Origin of the sequence: Kitasatospora sp. NPDC018058, assembly GCF_044327205.1 — a bacterium.
Classification (GTDB): domain Bacteria; phylum Actinomycetota; class Actinomycetes; order Streptomycetales; family Streptomycetaceae; genus Kitasatospora.
Map to the genome: position 1 here is coordinate 164,670 of NZ_JBIRFA010000018.1, position 19,120 is coordinate 183,789.

At 71.4% G+C, this 19,120-nt stretch carries 15 protein-coding genes and 1 pseudogene; 6 read left to right on the forward strand and 10 right to left on the reverse strand.

Annotation, left to right across the window (positions count from 1 at the left end; genetic code table 11):
- The first annotated feature begins 362 nt into the window (after positions 1–362).
- The gene (locus tag ACH4E7_RS25730) at positions 363–620 is read left to right on the forward strand and encodes a hypothetical protein (RefSeq protein ID WP_396251400.1); all 258 of its coding nucleotides are present in this window, start codon (positions 363–365) and stop codon (positions 618–620) included.
- A 138-nt stretch (positions 621–758) separates the two neighbouring features.
- Positions 759–1,208: a hypothetical protein gene (locus ACH4E7_RS25735; RefSeq protein WP_396251401.1), complete on the forward strand. Its 450-nt coding sequence runs from the start codon at positions 759–761 to the stop codon at positions 1,206–1,208.
- Positions 1,209–1,478: 270 nt separating this feature from the next.
- Here ACH4E7_RS25735 and ACH4E7_RS25740 read toward each other — a convergent pair whose 3' ends face one another.
- The 6 genes and pseudogenes from ACH4E7_RS25740 to ACH4E7_RS25765 form a co-directional block, all read right to left on the reverse strand.
- The gene (locus tag ACH4E7_RS25740) at positions 1,479–1,616 is read right to left on the reverse strand and encodes a hypothetical protein (RefSeq protein WP_396251402.1); all 138 of its coding nucleotides are present in this window, start codon (positions 1,614–1,616) and stop codon (positions 1,479–1,481) included.
- 13 nt (positions 1,617–1,629) lie between these two features.
- The gene (locus tag ACH4E7_RS25745; RefSeq protein WP_396251403.1) at positions 1,630–4,551 is read right to left on the reverse strand and encodes a M56 family metallopeptidase; all 2,922 of its coding nucleotides are present in this window, start codon (positions 4,549–4,551) and stop codon (positions 1,630–1,632) included.
- Between the two features lie 22 nt (positions 4,552–4,573).
- Complete coding sequence (locus ACH4E7_RS25750; RefSeq protein WP_396251404.1) at positions 4,574–5,098, reverse strand: hypothetical protein; 525 nt, start codon at positions 5,096–5,098, stop codon at positions 4,574–4,576.
- A 341-nt stretch (positions 5,099–5,439) separates the two neighbouring features.
- On the reverse strand, positions 5,440–5,886 hold the full coding sequence (locus tag ACH4E7_RS25755; RefSeq protein WP_396251405.1) for a hypothetical protein: 447 nt from the start codon (positions 5,884–5,886) through the stop codon (positions 5,440–5,442).
- A gap of 165 nt (positions 5,887–6,051) precedes the next feature.
- On the reverse strand, positions 6,052–7,809 hold the full coding sequence (locus ACH4E7_RS25760; RefSeq protein WP_396251406.1) for a nucleotide disphospho-sugar-binding domain-containing protein: 1,758 nt from the start codon (positions 7,807–7,809) through the stop codon (positions 6,052–6,054).
- Between the two features lie 106 nt (positions 7,810–7,915).
- A pseudogene (locus ACH4E7_RS25765) lies at positions 7,916–8,227 on the reverse strand (hypothetical protein); the annotation flags it as partial.
- A 566-nt stretch (positions 8,228–8,793) separates the two neighbouring features.
- Between ACH4E7_RS25765 and ACH4E7_RS25770 the strand changes: the two are divergent.
- Genes ACH4E7_RS25770 through ACH4E7_RS25780 form a run of 3 tightly spaced genes read left to right on the forward strand, consistent with a single transcriptional unit; the run spans position 8,794 to position 10,643 of the window.
- Positions 8,794–9,060 (forward strand): hypothetical protein, encoded by a 267-nt coding sequence (locus tag ACH4E7_RS25770; RefSeq protein WP_396251407.1) that lies wholly within the window; start codon positions 8,794–8,796, stop codon positions 9,058–9,060.
- 3 nt (positions 9,061–9,063) lie between these two features.
- Positions 9,064–10,341 carry a M14 family zinc carboxypeptidase gene (locus ACH4E7_RS25775; protein WP_396251408.1) on the forward strand — a complete coding sequence of 426 codons (1,278 nt, stop codon included), beginning with the start codon at positions 9,064–9,066 and terminating at the stop codon, positions 10,339–10,341.
- Between the two features lie 53 nt (positions 10,342–10,394).
- Entirely contained in the window at positions 10,395–10,643 is a 249-nt protein-coding gene (locus ACH4E7_RS25780) for a hypothetical protein (protein ID WP_396251428.1), read from the forward strand.
- A gap of 228 nt (positions 10,644–10,871) precedes the next feature.
- Here the strand turns inward: ACH4E7_RS25780 and ACH4E7_RS25785 are convergent, their stop codons facing one another.
- From ACH4E7_RS25785 to ACH4E7_RS25800, 4 genes are all read right to left on the reverse strand, one after another.
- On the reverse strand, positions 10,872–11,072 hold the full coding sequence (locus ACH4E7_RS25785; protein WP_396251409.1) for a hypothetical protein: 201 nt from the start codon (positions 11,070–11,072) through the stop codon (positions 10,872–10,874).
- Positions 10,999–13,929, reverse strand: a complete 2,931-nt coding sequence (locus tag ACH4E7_RS25790; protein WP_396251410.1) for a type 2 lanthipeptide synthetase LanM family protein — start codon at positions 13,927–13,929, stop codon at positions 10,999–11,001. The genes ACH4E7_RS25785 and ACH4E7_RS25790 overlap by 74 nt, the downstream gene beginning before the upstream one ends.
- Positions 13,930–13,997: 68 nt before the next feature.
- Entirely contained in the window at positions 13,998–16,961 is a 2,964-nt protein-coding gene (locus tag ACH4E7_RS25795; RefSeq protein WP_396251411.1) for an ATP-binding protein, read from the reverse strand.
- Positions 16,962–17,008: 47 nt separating this feature from the next.
- Complete coding sequence (locus ACH4E7_RS25800; RefSeq protein ID WP_396251412.1) at positions 17,009–17,575, reverse strand: flavoprotein; 567 nt, start codon at positions 17,573–17,575, stop codon at positions 17,009–17,011.
- Between the two features lie 370 nt (positions 17,576–17,945).
- Between ACH4E7_RS25800 and ACH4E7_RS25805 the strand changes: the two genes are divergently transcribed.
- Positions 17,946–19,091 carry a hypothetical protein gene (locus ACH4E7_RS25805; protein WP_396251413.1) on the forward strand — a complete coding sequence of 382 codons (1,146 nt, stop codon included), beginning with the start codon at positions 17,946–17,948 and terminating at the stop codon, positions 19,089–19,091.
- The last annotated feature ends 29 nt before the right edge of the window (positions 19,092–19,120 follow it).

Below are 19,120 nucleotides of genomic sequence, written 5' to 3' on the forward strand. Positions count from 1 at the left end.
CTCCTTGTCGGAGCCGTCAGAGGACCGTCCTCTGATCGGCTTGGCGAGCGATCCGACCCACGCGAAGTGACTCGATCGGCCAGGCCAAGCCCGGTGCGTCAGCGCGCCGCTAGGGCACGGAATCCCTGTGCACCGAACCTGGGACTGACCTGCCAATGGCGACGCGGTGGGACGTATCGGACACAAGGGCTCCTTCTAGGGCGTTGGGCTGCACCGGTGCGGCCTCGGGGGTGACACGGCTGCAGGCATTGGTGCCTGACGGCCGCGACGATCGTCAGCATATAGCCCGGAAGCGACAAGTGCATCAGATCTGCATCGCATGTGATGCACCAATGCAGCAAGTTTGGTATAAACTAATACCAGTGCAGTCCACGACCATGCAGGAAGGAGGGTTCGACATGCCCGAGGAGCGACCCGCCAGTGAGCGCTTCAGTCTCACCCTGACCACACTGGGCCAGCAGGCCCTAGCCAAGATCATGGCCGCCGACAATCTCACGCGCCCCGACGCCGTGAACCGAGCGGTCCAGGTCTACGGCTTCCTCGCCGAAGAGCTCAAGGACGGCAAAGCGCTGTTGCTCCGCGACAAGGACGGCAACATTGAGCGTGTCCACATCGTCTGATCCCACCGCTGCCCCCAGACGCGCCCGCAGATCATGGCAGTTCACGAGCCCACCTGCCGGTTTTGCACGGGGAGTCCTCTTTTTCGCTAGTGCCGCCTGGTTCTGACACACAGTCCAGTACTGCCGCGCCACGGTGGCGTGAGGCACTTCCAACAGGTGCTCCGGCACGGCCCCGACTACCTCGACGACGCCCGCCGAGCCGCCCGCCGGCTCAACCCCGACGCGGACACCCACCGCAGCTGGAACTACCACCTGCGAGCACTGGCATCCGCCCTCGACAGTGCCCGCCACCAGGCGAATACCTGGCCCACCCCAGCACAGCCTGGCCCCGAGGCAGACCGCAGTCGCGAGGACCTGGCCGCCGAGACCTGGCACGAGATGACCGTGTGGGCCGCACATGGCCCCGTAGCCGCCGACATCCTGCACCGCCCCGCCGACCTGCACCCGGCCCGCGCCGACCGACGCAGCGCGGCCACCGCCCACCGCCACACCCCGACCGGTCCGATCCCGCCGCTCCCGGCCACTCACGGCGTGCCGACACCGGGCACCTCCCGTGGCAACGCTTCCGAATCCCCCCGAAGGACGTGACCGCCGCCCGGCCGCCCGGGCTGACATGGAACTCACCGATCGCATCACGAACCCCCTCCCCGCGGGCGGCAAGCCCCCACTTCGTCACGGCCTGGGCGGACTCGGTCGAGGGTCTTCGCAGACCAAGGGCGGTGTTAGGCCTCGGGGGGGGTGCGACCGGTTGCGAGGTGGAAGCCCGTGCTTCTCGGCCGCGGTGGCCCCCGGCCGAGCCCGCCGGGGACGGTTTCTTCGTTCGCCCCACCGCCCAACGGTGACAACAGCGTGTGCCACCTACAGATAGAACTCGATCCGATCGCCATCCCGGTCCTGCAAGAAGTGTTCGACGCGCTGCACGTGGCGCTGGCTGGCGGCCTGAAGGTCCGGAGCATTGGCGACCAACTCGCTGACCATCACCCTGGCGTCGTCCACCAGCGCGTTCCGGTCAGCTGAGGCCCGGATACCCGCCGGCACGCAATACCGTGTCGATTCTGGTCTTAGTCGCCGTGATGTCCTTCCCGGCTTGGACCAGCTCGCGTAGTCCTTGATTGAAGAGGGTGGAGTTCTTCTGGTTCAGGCCCTGGCGGCAGTCCTGGCCTCCCTTCGCGGCGTCGATCCCGAACTGCGCGAACGACAGCCCGGCCTGTGCGTCGGGAACGCGGAAGTAGTTGCCGTTCGCCCAGGGCGCCAGGCGGCCCAACTGGTCACAGGTAGTGCCGATCGGGCCCAAGTAGGGCCACGCTGTCTTCTTGGTCGCGAGAGCGGTGTTGATCTGGCTGGCCAACTGGTTGGAGTCGGTAGTGGCCTGGTTCAGAATCCACAGCCCGCCGAGGCGGTCCCAGGCGTGGACCTGGTCGGCCAGGAGCTGGGTGTCAGCCTGCGTCGTGGGTACCAGGACCGACCCTCGCGTGGCCGCCTGAACGCCGGCCGGCGTGGTGGTCATGACGTACGTGCGCTCAAGGTACGCCATCTGCCCCACCGCGACTGCCACGGCCACAGTGGCGACGCCGCCGAGTCCGAAGCGCAGCCGTGTCAGGCCCGTAGGTGGGGAGGACGGCGAGAAGACGTCTGACGGTCTGTTGTCGTCGTCCTGGTGCCCAGCCAGCCGCAGTACCACGGATCCGACTGCGGCCACGACGACGGCAAGGATCGCGACGGTCACGACCACGCTACTCAGCAGCATCGGAAAGATCTGATGGTGCCATCGGTCCCAAGGCGGCTGCCACGTGCAGCCCTTCCCCATGGTGTTCAGAGCGGGGAGGCATCCGTCCGTGGTGACGACCAGGGACATCCCGAAGATCCCCACCAGGGCAGCGGTCTCGGCGGCGATCAGGGTGGCGAGCAACCGGAAACCACCGGCGGTGACAAAGGCCGCCACCGCCGCGCCCACCGCGCTCGCCACCAGGGCGAGCAGGATCCACACCACCTGGGCCAACGCGAAGTGACCGGAGTGCGGCGGCCGCGGCTGCCAGTGGTGGAGGTACGCCTGGACCCCGAAGACCGCAGCGGTCCCGACGGCGCCGCCGACGAGGCCCGGGACCATGACGCGCCGCAGCGGCGGCACCGTGAGCGGCCGTCGCCACCCGTCGCCGGGGCCGGTCCGCACCCGGGCCATCCACCCCGGGACGCCGCCGGCCGGACCCGCCGCCCACGCAGCCGCGGGCACGGCCCACGCGAGGACCGTGGCCACCGGGACCAGCGGGGTCAGGAAGAGGAAGTTCAGCCAGGGGAACGCCTCGGCCGCCGCCGTGAGGGTGGCGGAATGCTCAAGTCCTGAGGCGGAGAACAGCCATTCCAGGCTGGCCTTTATCCCGGTGGTCGAAGGCGAGAAGCCGTTGGCGACGGCCACGCCGATCAGCGCCCACCAGGAGTACCACACGATCAGGATCAGGCAGGTCGCAGTCAGGCCGATCGTCATCGGGACCAGCAGGCTGCGGCCGCGCCACGTCCTTGCCGCCAATCGCGCACACTGCGCCACCCACCACATGACCGCCATGCCCGCGCCGAGCAGCAGCAGCAGCACCGCCGGCCGGGTCGGCCACCATTCGGAGCCGCTGCCAGAGGAGTTCCCGACGAGCAGGTCGCCGACTGCCATCCCGAGACCGAGCCAGAAACCCACCCGGATGCCGGACGGCGCCGGGCGCTCGGTCGACTCCGCGAACGCGACCGCCCGCCAGAGCGCGACGCCGACGACCCCGGTCACCACCAGCGCCGGGACCAGCGCCATCGCCTGCTCCAGCCACATGCTCATCTGGTAGGTGAACGGGACCAGGTACGTCGGCAGGTCGACGGAGAGGAGGATTGCCACGACGCCTACGAGGAACGTCGGCAGCACCTGGATACCGAACAGCGGCGCAGGATCGTCGAGGGCGTGCCGCCGCAGCTCCCATCTCGGGTGGGTCCGCCACAACTCAGTGAACGACGCCCAGGCCGCACTGATCCTGCCGCCTTGCGGGGGTGGCTCCCCAACCTCCCACTTGCGTTTGGTTGCGCCGTGCCGCACGGCGGCCAGGTCAGCGTAGAGCTCCCGGGTCCGCAGCACGTCCGAGCGCGCGAGGTAGACCAGTGCCACTGTGGCGACGGGCAGCAGGACGGCGCGGACCAAACCCGGCGTCACGGTCGGCGGCCAGTGAAACAGGCCGGTGTTCCGGTAGATCTGATCGCCTTCCCACACCGCGTAGGGCAGCAGGACGACGACGGCGAAGACCCGCCAGAGGGCGACGGTCGCGTAGGTGACGGTGACGTCGCGGTTCTTGATGTGGGCGAACTCGTGCAGTAGCACGGCCCGCGACCCGTCCCGGTCCGCGGCCTCGAGCAGCCCGTTTGGGATGGACACGATCGGCCGGCGGTCGCTGCCGAACACCTCCGCGCCGCGCGACTTCACCGCCATGTCCAGCACCACGACCGGAAGACGGCGCAGACCGGCGGTGAACGCGAGTTCCTCCAGCAGCGCCTGCGGCTGACCCTCGTCGTCGGGTGGCGGCAAGGGCGCCACGTGCCGCCGCCGGCGCATAACCACCGGCAGCCCTGCGAACACCCCGCTGGCGACGACCACGAGCCCGACCGGCCAGACGACCAGCGTCCACAGCGGAAGCCCGGGCGCGTACTTGGACAGGCACGCTGCGAACGGCACCTCCTGGGACATAACCTGGGCGTAACTGGACGCGTCCCCGGCATGCTGGGGATCCACACCTGCGGCCCGCTCGCAACCGACGTAGTCCGGCTTCGTAGTCCGGAACTGCGAGACGACGGGCAGCGCGATCGGGGCGCTCAGCGTGAGCAGTAGGACCACCAGCATCACGAACCGTAAGGTGGTGCCAGCGACCAAGGCCCGCTCGTCGACCCGGGGACCGGAGCCGTCGTCCACGTCCCTTGACGCTAGGCCGCTCTCACTCCCGTCGGCCATCGCCGCGCCCCAGCTGCATAGCCACCAGGTCGGCGATCTCGGTTGCGCGCCGCTGCGGGACACCGCGCCGCTTGGCGGACTGCGCGACGATCGCGCGCACGCGGGACAGCTGGTCCTCGTCGAGGGGTGGGAGGGCGGGCGGGGTGCTCGCGTTTGCGCGCCGACGCCGGAAGACGCGTCGGAACACCGCCCCGATGCCCTTGGCACCCTTGTCGACTCCCTTGCCGACGACTTCGTGGATGGCCTCCTCGACCACCATCCACACCACCGGCGTCAGCACCAGGACCACGTCGTGGAGCCCGAACCCGACCGGCCCGCCGCCGCGACGCCGCCCGCCCAACCACCGCCGGACCTGCTCGTCGTCGTGGCGCAGGAGCCCGTCTAGGGCCGTCACCTCGTCCGGTTCCAACTGGGCGATCACTGCGCGGACGACGCCACGGACCGTCACCTGCTCTGAACCGATAGCCTCAGAACCCATTTCGCCCCCGGTTGGTTGCTGCATGGTCACGCCGAAACTGCGGCCATTGAACCAAAGTTCGGCCTCTGTGGCAGCGGAAGCGGGAGATTCCCAGCCGCGCGGCAGCCGCTCTCCTCGGCAACCGCGCCTCTGCGGGCACCACCGCGCCGGCCACCGCGCCCGCTGGCCAGACATCGTCCCGCCGCCGCCGGGGGGCCTGACCCGCCACCAGAACCACGGCCCCGGCCGCAAGGTCCATTCCTTGCGGCCGGGGCCGTTGATGTTCGCCTGCGGCAGACGGAAAGCGCTATGGGGAACGGGGAGTTCCAAGCAAACATGTCCCGCAGACCGCTTGATCACACAATCGCGGACTCCACGAAATACGGGGCAGCTCATTCCGAGGCGAGGAAGCTGGCCTGGGCGGCGATGCCGGTCGCCACGCCGAAGGCGAGGACGGCCACGACGCCTGCCCCCAGCGACAGTCCGGCGAGGGTCAGCAGCGCGGCGGCGGCGCGCAGCGTGCTGGCCGCGAAGACGGTGCGGACGGGTCCGTGACGGTCGATCAGCGGTCCGGAGCTGGCGATGACGCCCAGGCGCGGCAGCCACTCCAGCAGGAACGCCAGTCCCGTCCAGGCCGGCGAGTGGGTCAGGGCAAGGACCATCAGCGGCACGGCGTAGGTGATGACCGCACTGTTGAACCCGTCGGCGCCGCGGATCAGGTAGCAGCGCATCAGCCAGTCGTGCTGTCGGTGCGGGCGGCGCTGCGCCTGCTCGTCGTTGTCGCTGTCGGCGGGCTCCTGGGCGTGGTCGGGCTCGTCGGCGAAGGGAAAGACTGACATCAATCTCCGGGCCGGTAGATGGGTTTGGGACGTGCTGGTGCGCCTGTCGGCGGAGCTTTGGTGGGCGTCCGCCGACAGGCGAGGGGATTCAGCTTCCGGATCGAGCGGCCGTTTTAAAACGGCCGCCTCCCGTGCTATAGGCCCCGCCGAGGCCCGTTGTGGCGGTTATCGGCGCGGCCGACGGGCCGCCTCGGACGTCTGGGCAGGCCCTGTTGCGGGCGGCTGGACGGGGCCCGTGGCGGGCCGCGACGGGGCCGGTGCGGGCGGTGCGGCCGACAGCTTCGCCAGCCTTCGCACGCGCCAGACCATCACCGCGGTCACCGAGTCCGCGCTGCCCAGCTCCCTCTGCTCCCTTGCCCGTTGCAGGAGTTCGCCGGGGTCGTACCCGGCCGCCTCCGCCTCGGCGAGGGTCGCGGCGAGCGCGCCGGCGTCGAGGACGGTGATCTCCTCTCCCACCAGGACCTGGAGGGAGCCGCTGATCACGAAGAAGATCTCGGTCGCCTTGGTGTGGAAGTGCGCGGGCGCCCCGACGGCTCCCTTGGCGAACGTGGACCGGTAACTGGTGAAGCCGTCGGCCGTGCCGTCGGAGTCGGCGAACAGCCGCATGACGGAGCTGGGGTCGGCGCAGGTCTCGGCGTCGCCGTGACGGGTCAGCACCGGCGCGAACGGCGCCGCCGGGGCTGCGGCCCGGCTGTCCGCGTCGAGGAGGAGCTTCGCGGCAACCGTCGTGCCGTCGGTGCTGATGGTGGCGGCCACCTCGGTGGCGCGGGCAAGGGTCTCGGGCATGAGGGCCTCCTTGAGGGCGAGGGACAGGGAGTCGACGGTCACGGTCGGTCCGTCGTGGGCCACGCCGATGCCCAACGCGGCCACCCGGCCCGCCCAGTACGGTTGGTCGACGATCTGAGGGACCACCACCTGCGGCGTACCGGCTCGGGCAGCCGTGGTGGTCGTGCCCGCGCCACCGTGGTGGACGACGGCGGCGACCCGGGGGAACAGCGCCTGCTGGTTGACCTCCCCCACGGCGAAGCAGTCGCTCGCGTCGTCGACCTGGGCCAACTGGGCCCAGCCGCGTCCGAGCAGGAGCCGGCGGCCCTGGGCCCGGACCGCCTCGACGGCCACCCGGGCCGTGTCCTGCGCACCGCTCAGGGGCATGCTGCCGAAGCCCACGTACACCGGAGGCTCCCCGGCGTCCAGGAACGCCACCAGGTCGGCGGGCAGCGGGCGTTCGTCCGGAAGGGTCCACGCGCCGGTCTGCATGACACCGAGACCGTCCGACTGCTCCCACAGGTCCAGGACCGGGTCCGTCGCCAGCAACGGCCGGTCGGCGATGACGTGGTCACGGACGTTGTCCACCGGCGGCAGGCCCACCGACGCCCGGTGGGAGTTGACGGCCTCGCCGAACAGGGCGTTCATCGCCCCGATGTTGAGGTCCCACAGCGCCGGGATGTCGGTGACCCCCTCCGGGTACGGCTGTATCGGGTACTCGAACGGCCGGTGCTGCGCGGACGGCAGCACGGTCGGCTGGAGCGCCAGGTACGTGAAGGGCAGGCCCAGCTTCTCCGCCGCCGACCGGGCGCCAGCGATCGCCGCGAACAGGCCCGTCGCCACCACCGCGTCACCCGGCTCCGCCGCCCCGATGATCGCGTCGTAGAACTGGGCGACCAACGTCGCCGCCCGGTCGGGAATCTCCGACGCCGCAAGCCGCGGGCCGGTCACCAGCTCGCGCACCGACTGACCGACCGGCACCAGCTCCACGCCGATCCCGGCCAGCAGCTCAGCGAACTCCTCGTCCGGCGGCGCGCACACCCGCACCTGCGCGCCCAACTCCCGCAGCCTCACCGCCAGTCCCGCCAGGGGCTGGACGTCCCCGCGCGACCCGTACGTCGACAACACCACACGCATGCCGTGAATCTCCTGCTTCATCAGATCCTGCCCTTGAGTGGGCGATTGTGCTTTGTGATCAGGGCCTTGCCGCAAGGCCCCCCGTGCGCTATAAGTTGAGAGTGGCGAGGAGTGGGCATACCTCCACGCCCTCGAAGGTGATGTCGCCGAGCCGTCCGACGGCCCGGAACCCGCCGCTGGCCACCTTCGCCTCGATCCGGGAGCTGGCGGGCAACCGGACGATCACCTCGACGGCTTCGGTGTTGCCGATGAGCTGGCTCTTCGGCAGCGCGGCCTGGATCAACAGGAAGCCGTCGGTATAGCCGGCCCGGGTCTGCTCGGCAGCCTTCACGTCGCGGTTCTTCGAGGCGTCGGAGGGCAGGACCTCGACCGTGGTGTCGGCCTGGTCGGCGGCGATGGTGTGGACGCTCCCCGCCGGTATGTCGAGGACGGTGGAGATCGGGGCGGTCGGCGAGGCCGTACCGCGCCGGCACCGGCAGTGGCTCCGCCTCGTGGGCTCGGACCAGTCCGGGCTCCCGGTGGCACCGACGGTAGCGTCCAGCAGCGTCTGCGCGTCGATCTTCCCGCCACTCCCGACACCCCCGCCGCGGTTCTCCCGGGCCGCCACCTGCCGGCCGTGCGCCACTCTGACACGACGGCGCAGCCACCGGCATTCCGCCTCCCGCCCGGGCGCGGGCCGGGGGCACGAAGGCGCGTCGGACGGGTCGTCGATCTGCACGCCGACCGCGCCCCGTTGGCTGCCGAGCTGCGGTTTACGTCCGGGGCCCGGTGTGCCAGGCTGAAAGCGTGCGTGGGTTCCCCGCACCCGACTGCGGGAAGCCCGGCTTGGTGCTCGGGATTTAGTCATCGTCTGTCACACGGACCGGTGCGGACCAGCGGTGATGCTGTATGTCCGGGCTCCGGTCGGCCGGGCCCGGAAGCGGCTCCGGACGCAGCGGGCAGGCCTGGCCCCGCGCTCACGCACCGCAGCCGTCGAGCGGGGCCGCCGGCGAGGTGGTGAGTGTTGTGAGCCTGGTTCAGATCGAAGGCTCCGAGGAGGTCCTGCGCGCCGTGCAGGGCATACCGGAGCTCCACCTGGTGCGTTCGAGCCTGGAGGCCCGCCCCGACTACCGGTACAAGGTCGCGGCGTACGCCTCCGACCAGGCTGTCGAGGCGGCGGTTGCGCAGGGTGCCCAGGTGACGGTGCTGCTCTCCTCCGAGGGCGTCGCCGAGCACCACGCCCGGATGTCGGCCGTGATCGGCCAGGGGTACGCCGAGCGCGGGGAGGTGTGAGCGATGCCCCCGCCCTACGCCACGCCGACCGTGCCGCAGACCCCGGCCCAGATCGAGGCGGCGCTCGCCGACCTCGCGGCGACATTCCCCGCCCTGTGCACGCTCAGTGAGTTCCCGAACCTCAGCGTCGAGGACCGGAAGATCCACTTCGTCCGCATCGCGGACGCACCGCAGAACGGCCGTCCCGCCGTGGTGCTGACCGGTGGCGTCCACGCACGCGAGTACGCGCCGCCGGACGCGCTGGTCCACTTCGCGCAGAACCTCCTGGTGAGCCGCACGACCGGCGCCGACATCGTCTTCCCCGCACTGTCCTGCCTGCCGCTCCCGGCCGGGCCGGCGGTGGACTACCCCCCGTTCACCATCACGGCCACCGAGGTGGAGCGGATCCTGAACGGGGTCGACCTCTACGTCGCGCCGCTGATCAACCCCGACGGCCGGCTGTTCGACCAGCTGAACCCGCCGACCGACCCGGTCAAGGCCGGCTGGCGCAAGAACCGGCGACCCCATCCCGACCCGGCCAGGATGGGGGTGGACATCAACCGCAACCACGACATCGCGTGGAAATTCGAGGACTACTACGACATGGCGGTCTACCTGTCCTTCTACCGGGACGGCCCCGCCTCCACGGACAGCAGGCAGGAAACCTACCGGGGACCGTCCGCGGCATCCGAGCCGGAAACCGCCAACACACAGTGGCTCATCGACCACACCCGGGCTACGTACTTCGTCGACGTCCACCAGTTCGGCCGCAAGGTCCTGCTCTGCTGGGGCATCGAGGACAACGGCAGCGACCCGTCCATGAACTTCTCCTCGCCCGCCTGGACGGGCAAGCGCGACGGCCTCCGCCCGGGCAGCCCCGCCCTGCCGCCGGGCCGCCTCGACTATCAGGAGTTCGTCACCAACTCCCCGCCGCACTTCGTGCGCAATACCCTCGGCACCATCGCCGGTGAGATGCGTGACGCCATCCTGCGCAGCGCCGGTGTGGACCCGACCGTCACCACCGCGAGCCCCCAGCGTGCACACTCCACCTACGCGGTCGGTCAGAGCGCGTCGCTCTACCACCCAGTGGGCGGCCCGGTCACCGGTACCTCCGACGACTACGCCTTCCGCCGGCAGTTCGACGACCCGACCAGAGCGCCGGTCTTCGCCTTCACCATCGAGACCGGGCACGAGGAGGAGTCCGGATTCCACCCCGCCTACGGCAGCCCGCCCGGGCATTACGCCAAGATCGAACGGGAGGTCCACGCGGCCCTTACGGCCCTGTGCAACTTTGCGGCCTGAACGCCGAGTTGCCGGATCCGGAGCTCGCACCAGGCGGACCGCCGACGCATCTGGTGTCCGACTTCCAGGACGGACCGAAGGACCTGAGCGTAGGCCGGCAGACACTCTCGAACGTGTGGACCTTCTTCGAAAAGGCGTCTATCCGCTGGAGAATCGACCTCATCGTGTCCACCAAGAATCTTGCCGACAAGGCCGTCGAGGCCTACGTCGAGCGGGCGGCCACCCACGCCGACCGCTGGTCCGACCACGCGCCCGTCACCGCCGTGTTCGATCTCGGCCAACTGGCTGACAGCCCGCGATAACTCTCCATCGCCGAGAGGAAGTCAGCGGAAACCAAGGTCATGGTCCCGATCCACCCGGGCGCCCGGCCTGCTCCACCCGGCGGGCGTCGTCAGGACCCACTGATCCCGGACCGCGCCCGCCCATACCGGCTGGACCGACGACCAGTCCGACGCAACGTCAGATGGCCTGCTTGGTGGTGGGGCCGCCCGAAGGCGGCCCCACCACCTGTCTCGGACAATGACGCTGTCTCAGATGGTGATGCTCGCGACGGTGCTTGTGTTTGGATCCCCCTGGCCCAGTACGACCACGGCAGCCGAGCCAACGGTCAGGCCGGCGAGGATCGCCACCCGCAGCCGGGCTCGGCGGGCCGCGTGGTCAGCCGCCGTGCGACGCTCGTCGGTCTCCTGCAGTTCGTTGTCCACGTTGTCGAGCAGTTCGCCGTCCATCATGGTGATGCCCTCCCTCTCGTTCGACGGGCCCCGGTCCTGCTGCTGGTCGCAACAGCAGCACCGAGGGGATCCTGGGGCCGAAGCCGAGCCGCAGCAGGCCGTAGCCGATGCCGGCCAGTCCGGTCAGCAGGCCGGGTGTGGGCACCTCACCGGGGGTGCCGCAACGGGCGCCTTGCTGTTCGACGGACCGCACCAGTCGAGCGGCCGTACGGCGCCGGCCGGCATCGGTCGGCATCAGCTCCACCAGTGGTTCCAGCAGACCGAGTTCGCCGTGGCGGAGCGAGTGGCCCGGCATCGGCACCCGGTCGGCGAACAGGGCGAGGTGCTGGTCCGCCTTGCGGGCGCGCAGCGCCCGGCCGACCCAGTCCGGGCACCGGCCGGGGCCGTCGGAGTCCGCCAGGTCCACCGCCGCTCGCTCCCGCAGGGCCCACGCGACGCCCTCGTGGCCGTGGAGGAATCCGGGCCGCTCAGGACGGGGCCGATGGCGCGCCAAGGTCCTGACAGTGTGGGAGAGTTCGGCAGCTGCCGGCAGCCGCGTCTGAGCGTGCACGGCCTCGGCCGCGAGCAGGGCACCGGCCAGGCCGTCGGCGATGTCCATGGGGGCTGCCGGATCGACAGCGGCCGTGTGAAGTGCGGCGAGGCCGGCGGGCAGGGCGGCGCTCAGCTCCGGGGAGTCCAGCAGGGTGGCGAGCCGGGCGGTGGCGTAGCTGATGCCGCCGAGCCCGGAGAAGCCGCCCGGCCCCACAGCACGCGCGAGTTCGGGGTGCTCCGCCAAGAGCCTCAGGAGCTGGGGGAGGACGCGGACGGCCTGGTCGGCGGCCTCCTGATAGCGGACCGCCCCGGTGAGCCGGCCCAGCTCGGCGAGGAACAGCGCCGGGCCGGTGTAGCCGTCGCCGAGCGCCATGCCCATCGGCAACACCGCCCACTGTCCTGGCCCCGCCTCCTGCAGCCCGAGCCAGTTCACCCGACCCTCGCCCCGACAAACCCGGGCGAGCAAGTCCTCCCCGATCCCCCTTGCGAGCTCCAGCGCCTGGGCACCGAGGTCACAGTCGTAGGCGTCCTTGGATTCGGCAGCGGGGCGCCCCGGAGCATGGCGGCCCGGAGACCGTCGTCCGGCGGCCAGGGAGGCGCGGATCAGCCATGCCTGCCGGTCGAGGTCGCCCTCCGACATCCCCCGGATCGTCCTGGCGGCGGCCGTCAGCCCGGATTCGTCGAGCAGGAACGGGAGTTCACGACCGTCCCAGGTCCGCGGGGTGCGGGCGGCGGGGGTCATGGTGAAGAACGGGACGTCGCCGGCGAGCAGGTCGGTGAGTTCGTGGGGCGCCAGCACGTGCAGGTGCGGGTAGCCGGTCTCGTCGTGCAGTGCGGCGAAGGCCCGCTCCCGACCGGAGCGGTCACGCAGCAGCTCCGGCTCGGTCGCCTCGGCGAGCAGCGTCGCATAGCTCTGACTGGGCCGCGCGACCAGGCGCATCGTCTCACCCGCAAAGCGAGACAACAGCCCCTGCTCACCGAGCAGTTCATGGGAATGTGCGGCAATCGCCCGGTAGCCGGCGCGGAATCCGCACAGCAGCCGGTCGAGCTGGTCGGCCGGATCGGCGGGTCTCCCGGCCAGCAGCGGGCGGTTGTCGGCACCCGGCCAGCGGGCCGGGCGGCGGACCAGCCGCATCAGGTCGGTGCCCGCGTCCGCCCACCCGGGCATCGGGTCCGGCGTCCACTGGTCGGCCTGGCCACCGAGTGCCGAGAGGTCGAGTGAACCGCCGTCGCCGAAGCGCGGGTTCGGCAGCACCATGGTCCGCTGCACGGACGCGGCGAGCGCCCGGGCGGCCGGATCGGCGCCGCCGTCGGTGACGGGCACCCAGCACGGGTGGAACAGCGTCTCCACGTCCACCACGACCGGCTGGTCGCGCGCGGCGATGAGGTTTTCGGCATGGATGTCGACCGCGTTCACCACGTGCAGCAGCGCGAGCTGGGCGCCGAGCCGCTCGTAGAACCGCCCGACTTCGGCTTGGGACCGGCATGGGCGCGGCGCGACGTACTCGGCCCAGCCGTACCCCGCCTGCGGCAGCAACCGAACGGCTCGCGCCGCCAGTCGGGGCTGGCGTCCGCCGAACCAGGCGAGCAGTTCGTTCCACCGGGCGTGCAGACCGAGCGGGCGCGGCTTGTACACCAGGCGCTGCCCGCCGTCGAACTCCAGCACGGCGACGGACCGGCCCGCCGCATGCAGGTCCCCCAGTCCGAAGCGGACCCGGGTCAACCGACCGGGCTCGCCGTCGAGCAGGGCGGCGGTGAGCTGCTCCCGGTCCGTGTGGAGCCGCTTCAGCAGTTCGGTGGCTGCGGCCACGGTGCGCATGCACCGTTCGGCCAGCAGCCGGGCCAGCACGGGATGACGGTGCAGCACCGCACCCAGGGCCGACCCGGCGGCGACCTCGCGCAGAAATGCGTCGAACCGCTCCCGCCCGTCCTGCCCGGTCAAGGTTCCGGCCCGGCGCGCGTGTCCCAACTCCTGCACCAGTGTGCGTCCAGCCAGCCGCACCAAGCCGTCGGCCAGGTGGCGCCGTGCACCGGCCCACACCACTCGCCGCTCTGCCGCGGCAGGGTTCGCCGCCGCGAAGTGGCGGGAGGTGGTCCGCAGGAACGGCCGCAGCGGATGCAGCAGTCGGCCCTCGGGGCCCGCCCCGGGGAGCGAGCGGATCCGCCCGCCGGGCGCCGACTCGGCGAGGCGCAGCGTCTGTTCCACCAACTCGGCCCAGCGTGGAGTTCGTCCGGGCGGCAGGGCATCGCGCTCGGCCGGCGACAGTGCGGGCAGCCACCAGGCGCCGGATGCCGCGGGCAGCGGAACCGACTGAGTCGCCTGCACTGTCACTCCACGACTCTGACACACCATCACCCACTTTGACAGGGTGGCGCATCAGATTCTCGGCAGGCCTACCGTGCGGCCAGGAAGTCCGCCACGAAATCGCACAGCTGGGCTCGGGTGGCGGAGTTGGTCTTGCCGATCAGACTGGCGATGTGTTTCTCGACCGTCCGGGGAGAGATCTGCAGGCGGGCGGCCACGGCCTTGTTGCCGACGCGTTCGACCAGCAGGCAGAAGACGTCGTACTCGCGCAGGGTGACGCCGAGCGCGACGAGTTCGGCCGGAATCCGATCCGTGCCGGTGCGGCGCTGCCCGACCGGAGCGCCCAGCGAACGCAGCCGGGAGCGGCACGCGGCGGCGACGGCGTCGGCACCCGAGTGGTGGAAGTACGTCTCGGCCTCGGTCAACCAGTCGCGGACTGCCCCCCATCCGTCGGTGACTGCAGCGTCAGCGACCAGACGCAGGCCAAGGTGACGAGCCGTCGGGAAGATCACCGCGTCGGCCTGCGCAGCGCGGCACGCCGCCACCGCCTCGGCCGGGCGACCTTCCCGACCGTACAGGACCGCCCGGGCCAAGCCGACGAACTGCCGGTTCCACCGCATCCGGCCCGCCTGACTCGCGGTGATCCGTTCGACCTCTGCCCAGTCGGCTCGCCCGGCCAACACGGACAGCAGCAGGACCAGCCCGTGGCTGCCGGCGAGGTGGAAGTAGTTCTCCTCGTCCGGCGGGACGGCGGCGGCCAGCCGCGCGGCCAGCTTCGCCGCCTGCTCGTGGTCCTCCTCCAGCAGCGCGCAGAACAGCTCGGCCAGGCCGAGCACGAGCGGTGCCTCCCGCGACTCGTTCCCACCGCTGGTCCGGAACCGGGCGAGCGCCGCCCGCAGTTGGGGCCTGCGGGCCCGGTGGGCGGCGGCCACCGCGCCCACCATCAGGGCGTACCGGGTCACCGAGTGCAGCTGCAGTCGCTCGGTCTCGGCCCTGGAGCCGTCCAGCAGGGCCGTGGCCCGGTCGAAGTCGGCTCGCAGCACCGCGTCGAGCGCCAGCATCGCCCCGACGTTGTGCGCCAGGCTCACGCAACCGGTTCGCATCGCCTCCTGGTGGGCGTGGTGCAGCCCGTCCAGGTCGGCCTCGGCGAGCCAGGCGTTGCTGCCCAGGCCGATCAGCCCGTGGTTGTGCCAGCTCACCTGGCGGCTCTCGGCGGCCATCCCCAGCGTGCGGCGGAAGCACCGGTCGGATTCGGCCAGGGAACGCCCACGGGTCGCGAAACCCATCGCGTACCACGCCTGGCAGGCCAGTGCGTGGTCACCGCGCTGTTCCGCTCCCTCGATCGCCCGGCGGGCCAGTTGCTCGCTGCGGCCGATCCGCCCCTGCTCCGCTGTCGACACCATCAGGTAGGCCTCGACCACGTCGATGCCCGCGGTGTCTCGCGCACCCGCCCCCTCGGGCAGCAGCTCCCGGGCCGCGCGGACCTGTTCCAGTCCCACGTCCCACTGCCCGGCCACCTGCGCCGCCCAGGCCAGCCGCACGTGCAGCTCGACCCGGCGTCCCGGATCGGCCTCGACATCGGCCCGGCGCAGTTGCTGCGCCACCTCGGTGGCCCGGTCGAGCCGGCCGTCGTCCGCCAGGGCGAGCAGCAGGGTCTCCAGCAACTCCCGTCGCACGCCGGCCGGTACGGCGTCGTCAGGCAGGTGGATGTCCGGTCCGTCGACAGGCCCCAAGGCCGACCGGGCTTCGTGCAGCACCGCGATCGCCGTTCCGGGCCCGTGGCCGGCCAGGGCACGGCGGGCCACCTCCAGGTAGCGGACGGCGGCGGTCCGGCGGTCCCCCGCCTGCCCGTGCAGCCGCGCGGCCAGCAGGCACCATGTGCCGGGCAGGCTCGGGTCGAGCTCGTTCATGGCCGCCACGGCCCGAGCGGCGAGCTCGGCCCGGTCGGCCGGCGTGAGCCGGTCGAGCAACGCCTCCTGGGTCAGCGGATGTTCGAAGGCGTACCAGTCGGGCCCACGCTCGTCGTCCGGCACCAGCAGGCCGTCGACGACGGCGGAGCGCAGCGAGCCGGCGGGCTCGTGGTCGTCCCGCGCGGCGCAGCGCCGCGCCACCGACAGCGGGAAGCTGCGGCCCAGCACTGCGGCGGCCGACAGCAGCCGGAGCGTCTGCGGTCCGAGCCGCTCCGCCCGCTGCTCGACGGCCCGGACCAGAGTGAACGGGATGGCCGCGCGGCTGGTGCCGACCAGCCGCCAGCGGTCCTCGGTGCGGACGAGTCGGCCCTCGGCGCGCATGCCGCGGATCAACTCGGCGGCGGTGAACGGGATTCCGCTGCTGTCGGCGAGCACCCGGTCGGACACCGCCACAGGCAGTTCGGCCGGCGGGCAGCCGAGACAGCTCGCGGTCAGCGCGTGCACCTGCGCGGCACCGAGCCGGCCGAGTCTCAACAGGCCGGCCTCCCCGCGCTGGGCCAGCGTGTCCGCGAGCTCGTGGGCGGCGCCCGGCGTGTCCCGCAGGGTGGCGACGACGGCGACCGGCAGCAGGGCCAGGTTGGCCGCCAGATACTCCAGGACCGCCAGCGTCTCGAGGTCCGCGTCGTGCAGGTCGTCGATGACGAGCAGGCAGCCGCGCTCCCGGCCGCAGGCGGCGGCCAGCCGGAGCACGGCCTCGGCCAGCACGATCGGCGACCGGTCGCAGGCGTCCCCGATCGCCCACTCGGGTACCAGACGGCCCAGCACGGGCAGGTACGGTCCGAGCGCGTCGGTGGGCGGCGCGCCACCGGCCCGGGCGAGTGACAGCAGTGCCTCGGTGAGCGACCGGTACGGCACAGCCGGGCCGGTGGCGATGCAGCGGCCCTTGAGCACGGTCATCCCGGCCTCCCGGGCCAGCGTGATCGCCTCGCCGGCCAGTCTGGTCTTCCCGATCCCCGGCTCTCCGGTCACGCACACCGTGCCGCCCCGCGACTGCCGCGCGTCCTGCAGGGCGCGGTCCAGCAGGGCGAGTTCGTCCTCGCGTCCGACGAGTCCACTGGATCGGTCCACGCGCAGTTCCGCCATCGTGATCCCCTCCGGTCTGCTGATCCGATCCGCCTGCAGGGGCAACCCTATGCCGACTCGTCGTCGCCGTTGAGGGCCTCCTCCAACCACTTCACGACCGTCTCGGCGGCCTCGTCGGGCATCGGCATGGCAGGCCCGACGCCGTTCTCCTTCTGCCACAGCAGGAACATCTCGCGCTCGGTCGGCTCGACCACGGTGTGGCCGTCGGCGCGCAGCGCACTGACGTGACGTCGGGTCACGGGCTTGCGCCACATCGAGCCGTTCATGTTCGGGAAGAACAGTGCGGGCCGCTCGTGGGCCAGCAGTACCGTCTGGGCCGGCGTGGCGGCCAGCCCGAGTGCCGCCGCAGCCAGCGTGTTGGCGGTGGCGGGCAGCACCACCAGGCCGAGCGAGCGGTGCGCGAACTCGGTGGGGTTGAGGGTCGGGTCGTCGGCGACGTACACCTCGTCCGCGTGCCAGGCCAGTACCTGGGGGTGGACGAAGCGCGCGGCGCTCGCGGTCAGCAGGACCCGTAACGGCAGGTCGATCTCCTGACGAAGGAAGACGAGGTAGTTCGGCAGGTCCTTGGCCGCGATCGAGCCACAGGCGATCACGGAGAGGGCGTCATTTCGCATGGCATGGATGGTGTCCGAACCCGGCCGCCCTGGTATGGGGATCGGACCCCCGTTTTCCGTCCCGGCTGATGGCAGGAAGACGGGGACCGACTACCCATGTCCACCCACCGGGCCGCATGCCATCGTCGGACTCGCCGATCCGCCACCAGGGTGGTCGGCGCCAACTCACCTCTTCATCAAGGGAGTCGAACCATGAAGAAGATCACTGTGCGCAAGACCGGTGCCATCAAGCTCACCTCGCCGGCGTTCTACATCCTCGTGGTCTGCTGACCTGGTGATGCCCCGGGCCTGCGTGCACCACAGCACGCAGGCCCGGGGTTCGTCCCGCCGCACCCGTCCGAGAGGCCCGCACCCCTCCGAGGGAGAGATCATGGCGACCGCCGACCTCGCGTTCCATCCGCTCACCTTCGTCACCGAACGCGACGGCACGCTGGTGGGCCGGCCCGACACCGGTTCCTTCGCGCTGCTCCCGGAGGACGGCGCAGCGCTGCTGCGACGCCTGGCCGACGGCATGCCGCTCGCCGAGGCCGCCGCCTGGTACGACGCGGCCTACGGAGAGCCGGTCGACCTGGCCGACTTCGTCGAGACCATGCGCGATCTCGGCTTCGTCCAGGAGTCCGGCGCCGCCGCCGAGCCCTTGCCCGTACGCCTCCAGGCCTGGGGACGTGCCATGTTCTCGCCGCTCGGCTGGAGCTGTTACGCGCTGATCACCGCACTGGCGATCGCGGCGATGATCTGCGAGCCCCGACTGCAGCCGCACACCCGGAACGTGTTCTTCGTCCCGTCCCTGGTCGCGGTGGAGTTGACCCTCGCCGTGCTGCAGATGCCACTCATGCTCTGGCACGAGGGCTGGCATGTCCTGGCCGGCCGCAGGCTCGGCCTGCCCACCAGCCTGGGCATCGGGCGACGGCTCTACTTCGTGGTCTTCGAGACCCGACTCAATGCGCTGTTCGGTGTGCGGCCCGCGCAGCGCTATCTGCCCTTCCTGGCCGGGATGCTCGGCGAGGTCGTGCTCTTCGGCGCGCTCACCCTCGCGGCGGCGGCCGACTTCGCGACCGGACCCTCCTGGGCCGGGCGGTTCGCCCTCGCCGTGGCGTACCTGATCCTGCCCCGGCTGGCCTGGCAGTTCCTGATCTTCCTGCGCACCGACCTCTACTACGTCCTCGCCACGGCCCTGGGCTGCGCCAACCTGCACGAGGTGGGTTCGGCCTATCTGCGCCACCGTCTGGGCCGGGGCGGCTGGGCGGAGGACCGCTGGTCGGCGCGGGAGCGGGCGCTGGCCCCCTGGTTCGCCCTGCTGACCGCGATCGGCACCGCCGTCCTGCTGGTCGCCGCGGTGTTCACCATTGTCCTGCCGGCCGTGACGTTCGCCCAGCGACTCGCCGACGGCATCGCGCACCGCTCGCTGAGCGACAGCCGGCTCTGGGATGCCGCCGTCGCCCTGCTCCTCATCGTCGTACAGGTCGTCGTGCTGCCCATGCTGGTCGGCCGCAGGCACCACCGCGCCGCCCCGTGACCGGCCCGCGCACTCACGAAAGGAAACCC